Source organism: Syntrophorhabdaceae bacterium, from assembly GCA_028698615.1.
Classification (GTDB): Bacteria; Desulfobacterota; Syntrophorhabdia; order Syntrophorhabdales; family Syntrophorhabdaceae; genus Delta-02.
Window position 1 is genome coordinate 1 of sequence record JAQVWF010000017.1, and the last position, 14828, is coordinate 14828.

Sequence of the window (14828 nt, forward strand, 5' to 3'; positions counted from 1 at the left end):
ATCTCGACACGAAGTTCAAATGACTCTCCCCGTACTGGCAGACATACTCCAGGGAATCGTAGGAGCCCTGAAGCCTCATCTCGAAGTCCGCACCCGTCAGCCCCCCGTCCTTCAAACATGCCTCGATTGATATCTCCAATATCGTATCAAAATGATACACCTGTTACCGAATCGGACACGCCGGGTGGATCGCCCGCATGGGGTCCTGCGATGTAACATACTGCAATGATGGGTTGTTTCTTTGCTGCGCCCTTTGGTATCCTCATTGCATATGGACATGCATCAGAGTATGAGCAATAATGACCGTCATAGAGGTGGAATCACCACCGGGGGTTACATGTAATGGGTGAACAATCCGCAACCAGGGTATTGACATGCATCCAGTGCGGCAAATGCACGGGGAGCTGTCCCGAGTCGGGCCGGACGCCCTTCAACGTGAGGATGCTCGTCAGGAAGAAACAGTTCCGGTCAGCCGTCGAAGAGACCCTTCCGTGGTACTGTACCTCCTGCGGGGCCTGCACCATCCGGTGCCCCAGGGACGTAAAGCCCTCGGAGGTCATCATCGAGATACGCTCAAAGTTCGTCGAGGACGGCGACATACCCGTCGCACTCCAAAAGGCGCTGGAGAACACCTTTGTCCAGAAGAACCCCTGGGGCCGTTCCCGCAACAAACGCGCCGATTGGACACAGAAGCTCGATTTCGAGGTCCCCCATGTATCGGAAACGGAGAGCAGGAGGCTGCTCTTTGTCTGCTGCATTCAGGCATACGACCCGAGGTGCATGGTGATCCCCGTCAACGTTGCACGGCTGTTCAACGCCGCCGGCCTGGAATTCGGCATCCTCGGCGAAGAGGAGGCCTGCTGCGGCAACGAAATAAGGCGCATCGGGGAGGCGGGTCTCTTCGAAGAATTGCAGGAGGAGAATCTGGCTGCTTTCCAGGAATACGGTGTAAAGGAGATCGTCGCCCTTTCCCCCCATTGCATGAACGTGTTGAAGAAGGAATACGGCGAGACGGGCATCAAGGTTTCCCATTATACGGAGCTTCTCGCCCCGATGATCAAGAGCGGGGCCCTTTCCTTTACCGGGTCCTGCGACAAGAAGGTCATCTATCACGACCCCTGTTTCCTGGGGAAGCAGAACAACGTCTTCGACGAGCCGCGGGACATGCTGAAGGCGGTTCCCGGTCTCGAGCTTCTCGAATTTTCCCGGTCGCGGGAGGTCTCGCTGTGCTGTGAAGGCGGCGGGGGCAGGATGTTCTTCGAAGTGGAGGCAACGTATCAGCGCAACGCCGAGGTGCGGGTGCTCGACGCCGTCGATAGAGGCGCCGAGATCATTGCCACCGCGTGTCCTTTCTGCGTCATGACCCTGGAGGATCCGGCCACGGAAAAGGGTCTCATAGTGAAGGAGCTTTCCGAAATACTGACGGAGGTTTTATAAGATGAATATCCTTGTATTTACTAAAAGGGTTGCCGCAACCCAGGAAGAGGAGCTGCGCATCACGGGGGAAGGGCAGGTTGTCGATCTCTCGAAGGTGCCTTTCAAGGTCAACGACTGGGATAATTACGCCGTGGAAGAGGCGGTGCGCATCGTCGAAAAGACAGGCGGCGCGGCGACGGCCATATCCATCGGCGACACGGAGTCCGACGATGTTCTCAGGCGAGCCATAGCCATGGGCACCAGGGATGGTTTTCTCATCGAGACGGGCGAGACCCTTCATGATCCCTTCGCTCGAAGCGAGCTGATCCGCAGTTTCATTGATGCCGAGAAGGTGCCCTTCGACGTCATCTTTACCGGTGTCCAGTCCGAAGACGACCAGTTCGGGGCCGTGGGAGGCATCCTTGCGGCCATCATGGGGCTTCCTTATTCGTCCATGGTGATCGGTATCGACAGCATAGAAAAGGACCACATGGTGGTGCGCCGGGAACTCGAAGGCGGGCTTCAGGAACGGGTCAAGATCGCGACCCCCTGTGTCCTTTCGCTGCAGAGCGGCATCAACGAGCCGAGATATGTCTCCATCATGGGTATCCGCAAGGCCTCCAAGGTGGAGCGCAAGGTCTTCAAGGCCTCGGGCTACACCACCGGAGCGCCCAGGATAGAGGTAGTGAAATGGGTCTACCCGGCTAAAAAGGGCGGGGCGACGATGCTTACGGGAGAGCTTGCCGATGTCTGCGGCCAGCTCTTTGGGATACTCAGGGAGAAGGGGGTGTGTCAATGAGTTACGCTTTGATCGTATCGGAAGTGAGGCGGGGTGTTTTTGAAGAGAGAAACCTCGACTCCATCGGCCTTGCCGCCCTTCTCGGGAAAGAGGCGGTCCTTCTCGCACCCGATGGGACATACGAGATGGGCGAAAAGCTGGCAGATACCATCGTTAAGGTGAAGGCCGGCGAAGAGATATACCTCAACCCCATGAGTATGGGCAAGATACTGGAAAATGTCTTCACGGCGCGGGGAAAACCGGACTGTATACTTTTTACCCACTCCTCCTCGGGAACCGAATCGGCCGCATACACAGCCGGCCTTTTCGGCTTTCCCATAATAACCGACGTGAGCGGCTACGACAAAGAGGGCGGCTTTTTCCTGAAGAGCTATTACTCCGACAAGGTCTTCGGGCAGTTCAAGGCGTCGGAAGGCCCCCTGGTCCTTACTGTCCGAAGCGGCAGCTTCAGGGAGTTTGCCGGTGAAAAGGCTGCGGCGGCGAATGCCGAAGCCCTCGAAGGAACGGCGGTTGTTGAAGGCCGGACATTCATCGACTACGTGGAAGAGGAAAGATCGGATGTCGATATCACAAAGGCGGAATTCCTCCTTTCCGTCGGCAGGGGGATCGGGAGCCAGGACGAGGTTGCCGGATACGAGGAACTTGCGGGCATCCTGAAGGCCGTTCTTTGCGGGTCGCGGCCCGTCATCGACAAGATGTGGCTCCCCAAAGCGCGGCAGGTGGGGACCTCGGGCAAAACGGTGAAACCGAAGGTCTATCTCGCGATGGGTATTTCGGGCGCATTCCAGCACATCGCGGGGATGAAGGACTCCGACTGCATCATAGCCGTCAACAAGGACGCGGAGGCGCCCATCTTTCAATACGCGCATTACGGCATCGTGGGCGACATCCACAAGGTGCGGGACAAACTTAAAGAGACAGCAAAGGGCTGATGGACGAAAGGGAAAGAAATGTCCTCGTCGTAGGAGGCGGGATAGGCGGGATAACCGCCGCCCTGGAGCTGGCATCCTGCGGCATCAATGTGACCATGCTGGAAGAAGGCCCCTCCATAGGGGGCAGAATGATCCAGCTCGACAAGACGTTTCCCACCCTCGACTGTTCGACGTGCACCCTCTCGCCGAAGATGGTGGAGGTGGCGCTTCAGCCGAAGATCGACCTTCTCTCCTGGTCGAAACCGATGGCGGTGAAGAAAAGGGGGAAGGGCTTCACGGTAACCATCCTGAAGAAGGCGCGCTATGTGGACATGAAAAAATGCACGGCCTGCGGCGTCTGCTCCGAAGGCTGTCCGGTGGTGATGAAAAGCGAATTCAATATGGGCACGGGACCGAGAAAGGCGATCTACATCCCCTTTCCCCAGGCAATTCCCAACAAGGCCTCGATAGATAAACGCGAAGGACGCCTCTGTCATGCGGCCTGCATGGATGTCTGCCCGGTGAACACGAATGTGCCCGGTTACCTGAAGCACATCAGCGAGGGAAGGTTTGCCGACGCCTACAAGCTCATCAGGGCGACGAACCCCTTTCCTTCCGTGTGTGGACGGGTCTGCTACGCTCCCTGTGAAGGGGCCTGCAACAGGGGTGAACTCGATGAGCCGCTGGCGATCAGGGACCTGAAGCGTTTTGCCGTTGACAGCTTCGATATCGCCTCCCTGGAAGTTCCCCAGGTGCAGAAGACGGGCAGGAAGGTGGCCGTCATCGGCGCCGGACCGGCCGGGCTTGCCTGCGCCCACGACCTCGCCGTCGAGGGCCATGACGTGACGGTGTACGAGACCCTTCCCGAGCCGGGCGGGATGCTGCGATATGCCATCCCCGAATACAGGCTTCCAAAAAGTGAGCTGAAAGGTGAGATCGATCTTATCCTGAGGCTCGGCGTCGACATACGTTGCGGCGTCGAGATCGGCGGCCAGACGGCCATCGATGAGATCAAGAGCGCCCATGAGGCCATATTTGTGGCAACGGGCGCCCCGAAGGGCCTTCCCCTGGGCGTGGAAGGAGAGACTTCTGACGGCATCGTCGACGGCATCAGGTTCCTTCGCGCTGTCAACAGCGGCGAACATGCATCGCCGGGAAAGCAGGTTGCCGTCATCGGCGGCGGGAACACCGCGGTTGACTGCGCGAGGACAGCGAAGAGGCTCGGCAGCGAGTCCGTCAGGATCGTCTATCGCCGGACGAGGGACGAGATGCCCGCGGCGGGAGAGGAGATAGAGGCGCTGCTGCACGAAGGGATAGAGATCGACTTCCTTGCCGCGCCTGTTCGTTTCGAAGGTGCCGGCGGCAGGGTGGCGACGATGGAATGCGTGCGCATGGAGCTGGGCGAGCCCGACGAAAGCGGCCGGCGACGTCCCGTGCCGAAGGCCGGTTCGGAGTTCACCGTACCCGTGGACTGTGTGATAACGGCCCTGGGGCAGGCGGTGCAGACCTCCTTCCTGGATTCGATTGGCATTACAATGGGCAAAGGCGGGACGATAACTATCGACCCGTCGACAGGCGCGACGAACATCGATGGGGTCTTCGCGGGCGGGGATGTGGTCACCGGTCCCGCATACGTCATCGACGCCATAGCGGCGGGAAAGAAGGCGGCACGGTCCATAGGCGCGTACCTGAAGGGTGAGGCCCTGGCGGGTGAGGAACAAAGGGCCGAGCCGCAGAAGCTGTCGGCGGATGAGGTCGCGGCCCTTTCCGGCAGGATCGGCTCGCAGCGCAGGAGCGCCATGCCTGAGGAACCCATCGGCGACAGGATAACCGATTTTCGCGAGGTGGGGCTCGGGTATGCCCCCCGGGAGGCCATGGCGGAGGCGGCGCGGTGCCTTGCGGGCCAGGTGGAAGGGTGCATTGAGTGCGGTGAATGCGAGCGGCGCTGCGAGGTCGCGGCCATCGACCATTCCATGAGGGACGAGGTCGTTGACATGGACTTTGACGGCATCGTCCTCGCGCCGGGATTCGACCTCTACGATCCGACGGAAAAGAAGGAGCTTGGTTATGGCACGCTCGACGGCGTCATAACGGGGATCGAGTTCGAGCGGATCTGTTCCGTGACGGGTCCGACGGGCGGCGATATCCTGCTCGACGGAAAAGAGCCCAAACGCTTCTATTTCATACAGTGCGTTGGTTCGCGGGACCGCCAGAGCGGGGCGCGCTTCTGCTCGCGCGTATGCTGCATGTATACGGCGAAGCACGCGAGCATCGTTAAGGACCGGATCAGGGACGCCGAGATCTACGTCTCCTACATTGACGTCAGGGCCTACGGAAAAGGCTACGAGGAGTTCTACAAGAGCACCCAGGAGAGCGGCACCTTATATATCCGGGGCATTCCCGGCGAGGTGGTGAAGGGTAAAGACGGGCTCCTCGTGCGCGTCGAGGATATGCTCAGCGGCGAGTTGCGGGAGATCGAGGTCGACCTCGTGATCCTCGCGACGGGCGTCAGGCCGCGCAAGGGGATCGAGGCCCTCTGCGAGATGATGTCCCTTGAGCGCGACGAGTACGGTTTCATCAAGGTCGATGCGATAGCGCCCTCAAAGACGAACGTGGAAGGCATCTTTGTCTGCGGCATGGGATCGGGGCCCAAGGATGTGCCCGACACGGTCGCATCCGGCGGTGAGGCCGCTTCGCGGTGTATGGAATACCTGAGCGAGGGACTCTCTTCATGAAAACGGGGATCTTTATCTGTCATTGCGGGCACAATATCAAGCACACCGTCGATGTGAAGGCCTTAAGCGACTACTTCAAGAGATACATGAACGTCACCGTTTCCGAGGATTACCCCTTCGTGTGCTCCGAGCCGGGGCAGGACATGATAAAGGAGAGCATCGAAAAGCACGGCCTCGACCGCGTCATCGTTGCCTCCTGCACGCCGTCCCTCCACGGCGACCTCTTCAAGGACCTTGTTAAAAAGGCGGACCTGAACCCCTTCCTGTTAAGACGGGTTGGCATCAGGGAACACTGCTCCTGGGTGGGCGACGACATCGAGGCGAACACGGAAAAGGCGAAGAGGCTCATTCTTGCCGGGCTCTACGGGGCGGCGCACTACATCCCCCTCGAGGAGAAGAGGGTTGATGTCAACAAATCGGCTCTCGTCATAGGCGGCGGGGTGTCAGGACTGAGCGCGGCGCTTTTTCTCTCCAGGATGGGTATGGACGTCTTCCTCGTCGAATCGGAGGCCGAACTGGGAGGGCATGTCCGCGAACTCAAAAGCGTATGGCCCTCACGGCTCCCCGGTTCGAAGATCGTCGAGGACATGGAGAAGGAACTGCGGCAGAGGCCGAACGTGGAGATCTTCACGTCAACGAAGCTCGTCAACTTTGAAGGTTTCTTCGGCAACTACGAGGCCACCCTCGAAACCCCCCAGGGCGAGCGAAAGGTGACCATCGGCGGGGTCGTGGTCTCCATCGGTTTTGCGCCCTTCGATCCGCAGATCAAGCCGGAGCTGTGCTATGGGAAAGACCCCCGCGTCGTCACCACCCTTGATCTCGAGCGGACGGACGACGGCCTGAACCTGCCGGACAAGCCCAGGGTCGCCATCCTCCATTGCATCGGCTCCAGGGACGAGCAGATCGGCAGGCCGTACTGTTCACGGGTTTGCTGCGTCAACGCGCTGCGTGTTGGCGAGGCGATCAGGGAAAGGTACGACGATTCCTACGTGGAGTCCTTCTACATGGACGTGAGGGCCCATCCGCGGGGAGCCGAGGAATTCTTCGAGGACACTCAGGAGAAGGGCGTCCTTTTCACGAGGGCCAACATCGCCGAGATCCTTCCGACCTCTTCGGGATTGGTGTTGAGGGGCGAGGACACTCTTTTCGGCGAGACCTTCGAGCGGGAATTCGACCTCGTGGTCCTTTCCATCGGCATGTCGCCTCCGGAAACCAGCAAGGAGATGGCGACGCTCCTCAAGATCAGCCTCGACAAGGACAGGTTCTTCCTCGAGGCCCACATCAAGCTGCGGCCCTTCGATACGGCGGTGAAGGGGATCTTCATCGCGGGGTCCTGCTCGGGGCCGAAGGACGTTGAAGAGTCCATAAACCATGGCAGGGCGGCGGCGCTGAAACTCTACGGTTTTCTTAACCTTGGCTATGCCTTCGTGGACCCCTTCATCTCCATCGTCGATCCCAAACGGTGCAGCGGCTGCCGGATGTGCGAGCAGGCATGCGTGGCCAAGGCCATAAAGTTCGATGCGGAAAAAAGAATAGCGCACGTCGAGGAGGCGGCCTGCATGGGGTGCGGGCTGTGCAATGCCACGTGCCCGTCATCGGCGATCAGCCTCAAGGGGTACGTGGACAGCATCATAGACGACGAGATAAGCGCCCTTCTGGAGGCCATATGAAAATGTCGGCAGGGGTAATGTAATGGAAGAAAAGATGAGAAAGAACCCGGAAATAGTCGGTTTCGCCTGTTCCTTTTGCACCTTCAAGGCGTCGGAGATGGCGGGCAGCCTGAGGATGAAATATCCCGACGGGGTGAAGCTCATACAGGTCCCCTGTTCGAGCAGGGTCGACCCGGCCTTTGTCATCAAGGCGATCCTCGAGGGGGCCGACGGTGTCTTCGTGGCCGGGTGCCACCCGGGCGACTGCCACTTCATCAAGGGCAATTTTTACACCCGCAGGAAGATAGCCGCCCTGAAGGAACAGCTAGACGCTTTCGGCATGAGAGACAAACTCCGCCTCTTCTGGGTGAGCGCCGCCGAGGCGCGGCGTTTCGTGGAGAAGGTGACGGAGTTCTACAACGACATAAAGGAAAAGAAAAATGCAGGGTAAAAGGATAAAGAACGGCGAACTCGAAGGCGCTCTCAACAAACTCCTGGAAGCGAACAAATGCCTTGTGATGGGTTTCGAAAAGGACAGCTCCACCGTGTATCACAGGGTTTTTAAGGGCAAGCTCGACAATTACGCCCTGATGAGCCCCGTTTTTGCGATGAACGGCGCCCTCTACCTGAGGCGGCTCTTCGCCAAGGGCGCGCAGATCGTTCTTGTGCTCCGGCCCTGCGAGATACGGTCTTACGTAGAGCTTGTCAAGCTGGCCCAGATAGAGTCCGAGGACATCATCGCCGTCTCCGTCGACTGCTTCGGGACGGTCTCTTCGAAGAGGGAGGGAGATGTCCCGGCCGGAGAGGCACTCAAGGGTTTTACGAAGGACACAGAATCGGCGCGCTGGGCGTGCACGACCTGCCGCGAGCGCCGCGGCGTCGTGGGCGACGCCGGGATCAGGCTCGACGGGAGCGGAAATTTCTGGGCATTTTCCTATACCGACAAGGGCACGACGTTCCTGTCCCTCCTCGACGGCGACGCCGAGGAAGCTCCCGTCCAGATGGAGATCGGCCCGAGCGAGACCCATCCGGCATTCCAGGTCGACATGAAGGAGTTCACCAAGGATTTTTCAAAATGCATCATGTGCATGAACTGCCGTGACATGTGCCCCGTGTGCTACTGCGTGGACTGCGTCTTCAACGGCGACGAGTACCTGCCGAAAGGGGACGCCCTCTTCAACAAGGTCTTTCGCACCGGTTCGACGGGGATGCCGCGCGGCAAGGAGCTCTTCCATCTCATCCGCATGTACCATGTCTCCCAGACCTGCGTCGGCTGCGGCGCCTGCGAAGAGGCCTGCCCCCAGGGCATACCGCTTACGAAGTACTTCAAGGGGGTATCGGAGAGGCTCCAGGGGATGTTCTCCTACATGTCGGGCCGGAGCCTGGACGAGACCATACCTTACCTGACCTTTGTCGAGGACGAACTGAAAGATGCGGAAGACTGATCGCGCGATAGAACTCACCGGTTACAGGAGACAGGACTTTTCCGTCTGCCTGGGGTGCAAGATCTGCGCGTCGGTGTGCACCGTGAACGACATTTCCCCCGGCACGAACCCCCAGGAGATGCTCCAGAGGCTTTTTCTCGGAAAGGATGTGGCCGCCGCCGATTCGCTGGTGCGCTTCTGCACCGGTTGCTACCGCTGCACCGGCGCCTGCCCCTGGGAGATACGTATACCCGAGGTCATCCGGGCCCTGCGCCATGAGCTTGGCGCGGAGTCTCCCTTCGAAAAGGCCTTCAAGGGGTCGGTCTCTCTCTTCGGCAGGGTTTACGAGCCCTATGTGCTCATGAAGGCCGTGCCTTTTCTCCTCAAAGGCGGGTACATGAAACATATGACACGGTGGATGGAATACATGGGTTTTCACCTGCCCCACAAGGTAAAGAGGACGTAATATGGAATACGGCTACTACCCCGGCTGCTCGCTGACAGGCTCGGCCCACAAGCTCGACAAGGGCATCAAGAAGGTCTTCGCGAAGCAGGGTCACACCCTCAGGGAGATACCCGACTGGAACTGCTGCGGTGCTTTCGAGTACGGTGACCGGAAGGAGCTCGCGGGGTTCTCGAAGAAGAACCTCGAAAAGGCGCGGGGGCATTTCAGCGAGATCGTCGCTCCCTGTCCGGCCTGCTACAAGAACCTCAAAGAGGCGGACGAAGGGAACGAATTCGCCGTCACGCACCCGCTGGACCTTTTCGATGAGGCCTTCTTTGCCGCCATGAAACAGGCCAGGGACCTGAAGGGCCAGGTCTTTACCCCCTACTATGGCTGCATTCTCCTGCGGCCGAAAGAGACGGCGATACGGAACACCACCGTCATGGAAGAGACCATCGCCCGCTTCGGCGGGGAGGTGTCGGGCGGAGCGGTTAAGGACCGCTGCTGCGGCGGGAACCAGATATTCATCAACAAGGACGTCACGGAAAAACTCTCGCGCCTTGTCCTTAACAGGTCGAGGGGGACCATCGTCGTTTTCTGCCCCCTGTGCCATATGGCAATGAAGACATTTTCGGGCGAAAGGAAGGTCGTCTATTACACGGACCTCCTCCTCCATATCATGGGAGAATCGGGCACGTTATGAACGTATTGATAATAGGCGGAGGCATCAGCGGCATCTCGGCGGCAAAGGTTGTCCTCAAAGAGGGGCACAATGCGATCGTCCTCGAAAACACGGCCGAACTGGGCGGGACAATGGCCCGCATCGCGAATTGCCGCATTGGCTTCAAGACCTTTTTCGATGAAATACGAGATGAACCGAATCTCCGTGTTCTGAAGGGTGCGTCGGTCACGGCGGCGCAGAGGAGGGCCGACGCGTTTTCGGTCACGCTGAGCGACGGCGAGGTACTGGAGGCCCACAGGGTGATCGTGGCCGCCGGCCTTTCCCCTTACGACCCCGTGGAGTACAAAGGAAAAAGGGTCCTGACGAGCCTCGAATACGATGCCCGCATCGACCAGCGAAACGGCGACCTCCCCGAGGATTTCAACAAGATAGGCTTCTTCCTCTGCGTGGGCTCGCGCTCGAAAGAATACCCCCTGTGTTCATCCGTGTGTTGTTCCTACACAATACGCGAGGTCAAGTGGACCCTCCAGCGCGCCAAACCCGAGATCGCCGTCTTCTACAACGACCTCAGGCTCTTCGGACAGGAATTCTACCTCGAAAAGGTCTATCGCGACGCGGGTGTTCGCTTTATCCGCGCCAATTCCCGGTACTTCGAGGAAGACGAAGAGGGTGTGACGGTGCGTTACTTCGTGGATGGAGAGCTCAAGGAGGAACGATTCAACTACATCGTCCTCGCCATCGGGCTGCGCCCCAACCCCGGGCTTGCGGACCTCGGCGCCCTCTTCGGTTTTTCCATGAACGAATACGGCTTTGTCGCGGAAGAGGAGCCCCTCGTGACAGACGCCCCGGGGGTTTTCGCCTGCGGGGGCGCCCTGGAGCCCATGAACATCAAGGATTCCATCATGACTGGTTTCGGCGCCGGCGTCCTCGCCGTCAAGGACGCAGACCTGCTGACAACTGCCGCCAGGGAGGAAGGCCTCATCTGCGACGAGGACCCTCCCGAGATTACCATGCCCGAAGGAGACTTTGCCTCCTGCGCGTTCTACCTCGGCGTCGATGACCCCGGCGCCGCTATGTTCTACGAATACATGTCGGCCCGTTTCATCGGGTCCGCCCGCGAACTCAGACAGTCCGGCAAGACAGTCTACGTGGTGACGAAGAACGTCGTCATGCCCTCCTACGACGAGGTGACCTTCGAGAAGGCGCGGCGCGAGGGCGTCATCGTCATCAATCTCGAAGAAGGAGATGCCTTCAGCGCATCCGACGGCGTCATGCGCATCATCGGCCCCGGAAAGGACATCGCCCTCGGCATCGACCGCGTTGTCTCCTTTGGCGACTACATCGACCATTTTAAGGGACGAGAATTCCTCTCCGTTTACCGCTCCGAGCCCCAGCTCCGCTGGAACCCCACCCGCTGGAGCCGCAGGAAATACCATATAGGGTTTCTGCGCCATCCCCGCGATAAACGCTGGAAGCCACGGGAGGTTCTCGGAGCCCTCGGTGAAATACTCCTCGACCGGGGAGAGGAGCGCCTCTACCCGACAGTGGAGGAGGAGCGCTGCAGCGGCTGCGGCTCCTGCAAGGACGCCTGCCCGCAGAAGGCGATAGACATCGTGATAACGGAAAAGCAGGTATCCGTCTTCGGCCCCATCTCATCCACCGGTATTCCAATGGCCCACGTCGACGAGGACGCCTGTGTATCGTGCGGGTTGTGCGTGTCCACATGCCCTTCCGATGTGATCAAATTCCCGGCTGAGGACGAGAACAGAAAGGTAGAGGATTGTCTTGCTCACGTCCCGCCATAGATAGAAGTCGAGCTTTATGGCCTTATTTCCACGGGCGTGCCGTCAGGGGCCAGGGCGGCTATCTCCTCGATCTCTTCATTCGTGACCGCGATGCAGCCTTGCGTCCAGTTGTAGCGGGTGTGAAGGGCGCCGATCCATCCGAAACCGTTCTTTATGCCGTGGATCATTATTTGTCCGCCGGGGGAGACACCCAGCTCCCTGGCCCGCTTCCTGTCCTTCACGTTGGGGTAGGAAATATGGAGCGACAGGTGATATGCGCTGTTGCTGTTCCGGGCATCAATGATATAGACCCCTTCGGGCGTCTTGTTGTCCCCTTCCTTCTCCTTCGGTCCTTCAGGAGCTCCTCCTAAAGCTATCCTGTACGTCTTTACAGCCTGTCCTTCCGATAGCAAGGTCAGGCGCCTTGCCTTCTTTTCAATGAGGACCTTGTCGGCCACGAGATTTCCGGCAGCGAACCCGACCGCCGCCAGCATCATGAGGACCGTCATGATCGACGACGCTCTGAGGAATATCATCATGAAAAAGACGATACCATTTCCTGCTGACCTTTGCCAGAGATCGGATGTGAAAAGACCCTGCCTCACGCCCGTTTGTCGCCAAAGCTCCTCAGCCGAGCACGCGGAGGTTCTGATGAGAAGGGTGCACAGGAAAAGCCTGCCTTTGCCCCCCCGTCATTCCGGCGAAGGCCGGAATCCAGGAGACAGAACCGGTAGGAAACCATCTGACGGTATAAGATCCGGAGTTCGCTCGTTCAGCACTCCTGGTGTCCTGCCGCTGGTCTGCTTACGATCGGGACAGGGCTTTCACTGGTAAAAAAACCTCTTAGTCTGTTGTTTCAATACCTTGTCATAGTAGTTATTTCATGAAATATGAAAAATATTTCATGAAAAAGCTTGACAGGGATTTCACCGGGGGCGTAGAATTACGGGTATGATGACAACGACAAAAGTTAGCAGGCAAAGGCTCAGTAACCAGGTCTACGATATTCTGAAGGAAATGATCGCCGATTACCGCTTCAGTCCCGGCACGAGGATCAACGTGGAACAGATCGCCAAGGAGGTCGGGGCCTCCAGGACGCCGGTCTGGGAGGCGGTGCACCGGCTGATACAGGAAGGGCTCCTTGAGAATATTCCCAACAGGGGGGTTTTCATGGTTGCCCTGAAGCCCGAGAGGGCCATCGAGCTCTACGAGGTGCGCAACGCCCTGGAGGCTCTTGCCGTGCGGCATGCCGCCGTTAACATAGATGGCAAGACATTGAGGAAGATGCGCAGGTCCATCGAGGAACAGGCAAAGGTCGTGGAGCAGGAAGATCTGGTGGGTTATTCCCAGCTTGATTATGACTTCCACGCACTTGTCTATGAGGCAAGCCGGAACAAGACGCTCCAGGAGATGCTCCAGACCGTGAAGAGCAAGATGCGTCCCATTTCATTGCACATCAACCTTGTGCTTGCCGACCTTTACCGGGACCACCTCGACCTCCTCGACGCCCTTGAAGCGCACGACGCTGAGCGCGCCGAGGTCGCCTTCAACAGGCACAATTCCCGCATGATCGAGCTCATTGAAAAGAGCATAGGCTCCGATACATGGAAGGAGGTACATGAAGACGGGGAGAGAAAGGCACAATTATAGAGATCTTCACATCATGAAAGGAGGAAGAGTAATGTCACGGAAGATCAGATCGTTTTCAATCGTTGTTCTTATCGGTCTCTTTGTTATGGGTTCCGTCTGTTTGACCGGAACGGATGTCCTTGCACAGAACAAGGTGAAGGTCGGCCTTATATTCGGCCTCACCGGAGCCGCATCGCCCATCGGCCCCCTGCAGCTTGACGGAGCCAAGCTGGCGATAAAGGAAATAAACGCGGCGGGCGGCGTGAAACTCGGCGGCAAGAAGGTACCCATCGAATTTGTCTCCAAGGACGATGAGTCGAAGCCCGACGTCGCCATCAGGCGCTTCAGGGAACTCGTCGACGAGAACAAGGTGAACGTCGTCATCGGGCAGACATTCGCGCCTATCTCAGCGGCCCTTAACAAGGAAGTGAAGAAGACCTCCATCGCATACTTTCCTGTAAATGTTGTGGCTGTCGGGATGTTCGAGAAAAAGGAAATGGCCGAAACGACCTTTGCCATCCATGGCAGCGCATATTCGATCGGCTACGCCGGCGCCTCGTATATCGTCGACAAACTCGGCTTCAAGAAGATCATATTCTTCGGGCCAGCTTACGCCTTCGGCCGCGACCAGTGGGAGGGCGCGAAGGACGCCTTCGCGGCGCGCAAGATCAAGGTGGAATACCTGGAATCACCCGTCGGAACAAGCGACTACACATCGTACCTCCTGAAGATCAAAGAGAAGAAGCCCGAGATCGTCATGCTTGCCCACTGGGGGGTTGACGCGATCAACGTTCTCAAACAGACGTACGAGGTAGGCATCAAGAAGAATTCAAAGGTGTGGTTCAACTGGATGACGAACGCCTTCGGCAGCGGCGTGCCGCCGGAAGCCCTGGAGGGTGTTTATTCACTGATGGGCTGGTACTACGACATGAAAGGCTTTCAGGATGCGGCCATCGTAAAGGCATCGGACGCCTTCACGAAGAAGTTCCGGGCGGAATACAAGTATCCCCCTGACCCCTATTCGGCAATGGCCTATGAAGGTGTGAGGGAAGCCGTCCGCGGCATGGAGCTTGCCAATTCCCTTGACGGCAAGGCGATAGCGAAGGCCCTCATGGCCAACCCCACCTTCGATTCCATGAAGGGCAAGGGCACATGGCGGGCCGACCATCAGCCGATTTTCAAGTATGGGGCCTATGTCACCATCGGCAAGGGAGCCAAGGAGCGCAAGAACGCGAAATATGACCTCGTAAAGATCATCGGGGCCTACACGGGCGAGGATTATCTCCCCAACCTGAAGACCCTTGGATATTAGTAGTGATTGATAAGATGGATGGGGCGGATGAGCATCCGTCCC

13 protein-coding genes are annotated in these 14828 nt (G+C 58.4%); 12 read left to right on the top strand and 1 reads right to left on the bottom strand.

Translation table 11 applies throughout. From position 1 onward, the window contains the following. Positions 1 to 342: 342 nt before the first annotated feature. Genes PHC90_07845 through PHC90_07890 form a run of 10 tightly spaced genes read left to right on the top strand, consistent with a single transcriptional unit; the run spans position 343 to position 11866 of the window. Entirely contained in the window at positions 343 to 1437 is a 1095-nt protein-coding gene (locus tag PHC90_07845) for a (Fe-S)-binding protein (protein ID MDD3846257.1), read from the top strand. Between the two features lies 1 nt (position 1438). Continuing rightward, complete coding sequence (locus PHC90_07850; protein ID MDD3846258.1) at positions 1439 to 2215, top strand: electron transfer flavoprotein subunit beta/FixA family protein; 777 nt, start codon at positions 1439 to 1441, stop codon at positions 2213 to 2215. Beyond that, positions 2212 to 3147: an electron transfer flavoprotein subunit alpha/FixB family protein gene (locus PHC90_07855; GenBank protein ID MDD3846259.1), complete on the top strand. Its 936-nt coding sequence runs from the start codon at positions 2212 to 2214 to the stop codon at positions 3145 to 3147. The genes PHC90_07850 and PHC90_07855 overlap by 4 nt, the downstream gene beginning before the upstream one ends. Then, a complete protein-coding gene (locus PHC90_07860) occupies positions 3147 to 5861 on the top strand; it encodes an FAD-dependent oxidoreductase (protein ID MDD3846260.1) in 2715 nt (904 codons plus the stop codon). Before PHC90_07855 ends, PHC90_07860 begins: the two co-directional genes overlap by 1 nt. Beyond that, positions 5858 to 7531, top strand: a complete 1674-nt coding sequence (locus tag PHC90_07865) for a CoB--CoM heterodisulfide reductase iron-sulfur subunit A family protein (GenBank protein MDD3846261.1) — start codon at positions 5858 to 5860, stop codon at positions 7529 to 7531. The genes PHC90_07860 and PHC90_07865 overlap by 4 nt, the downstream gene beginning before the upstream one ends. Positions 7532 to 7553: 22 nt before the next feature. Then, positions 7554 to 7961, top strand: a complete 408-nt coding sequence (locus PHC90_07870) for a hydrogenase iron-sulfur subunit (protein ID MDD3846262.1) — start codon at positions 7554 to 7556, stop codon at positions 7959 to 7961. Beyond that, positions 7951 to 8955 carry a 4Fe-4S binding protein gene (locus PHC90_07875; GenBank protein MDD3846263.1) on the top strand — a complete coding sequence of 335 codons (1005 nt, stop codon included), beginning with the start codon at positions 7951 to 7953 and terminating at the stop codon, positions 8953 to 8955. Before PHC90_07870 ends, PHC90_07875 begins: the two co-directional genes overlap by 11 nt. Continuing rightward, entirely contained in the window at positions 8942 to 9400 is a 459-nt protein-coding gene (locus PHC90_07880; protein ID MDD3846264.1) for a (Fe-S)-binding protein, read from the top strand. Before PHC90_07875 ends, PHC90_07880 begins: the two co-directional genes overlap by 14 nt. A gap of 1 nt (position 9401) precedes the next feature. After that, positions 9402 to 10082 (top strand): heterodisulfide reductase-related iron-sulfur binding cluster, encoded by a 681-nt coding sequence (locus tag PHC90_07885; protein ID MDD3846265.1) that lies wholly within the window; start codon positions 9402 to 9404, stop codon positions 10080 to 10082. After that, complete coding sequence (locus tag PHC90_07890; protein MDD3846266.1) at positions 10079 to 11866, top strand: FAD-dependent oxidoreductase; 1788 nt, start codon at positions 10079 to 10081, stop codon at positions 11864 to 11866. The genes PHC90_07885 and PHC90_07890 overlap by 4 nt, the downstream gene beginning before the upstream one ends. A 14-nt stretch (positions 11867 to 11880) precedes the next feature. Here PHC90_07890 and PHC90_07895 read toward each other — a convergent pair whose 3' ends face one another. After that, entirely contained in the window at positions 11881 to 12384 is a 504-nt protein-coding gene (locus PHC90_07895; protein ID MDD3846267.1) for a L,D-transpeptidase family protein, read from the bottom strand. A gap of 412 nt (positions 12385 to 12796) precedes the next feature. On the opposite strand from PHC90_07895, the gene PHC90_07900 reads away from it, so the two are divergent. Both PHC90_07900 and PHC90_07905 read left to right on the top strand, forming a co-directional pair. Then, on the top strand, positions 12797 to 13495 hold the full coding sequence (locus PHC90_07900) for a GntR family transcriptional regulator (GenBank protein MDD3846268.1): 699 nt from the start codon (positions 12797 to 12799) through the stop codon (positions 13493 to 13495). A gap of 31 nt (positions 13496 to 13526) precedes the next feature. Beyond that, positions 13527 to 14786, top strand: a complete 1260-nt coding sequence (locus PHC90_07905) for an ABC transporter substrate-binding protein (GenBank protein MDD3846269.1) — start codon at positions 13527 to 13529, stop codon at positions 14784 to 14786. The last annotated feature ends 42 nt before the right edge of the window (positions 14787 to 14828 follow it).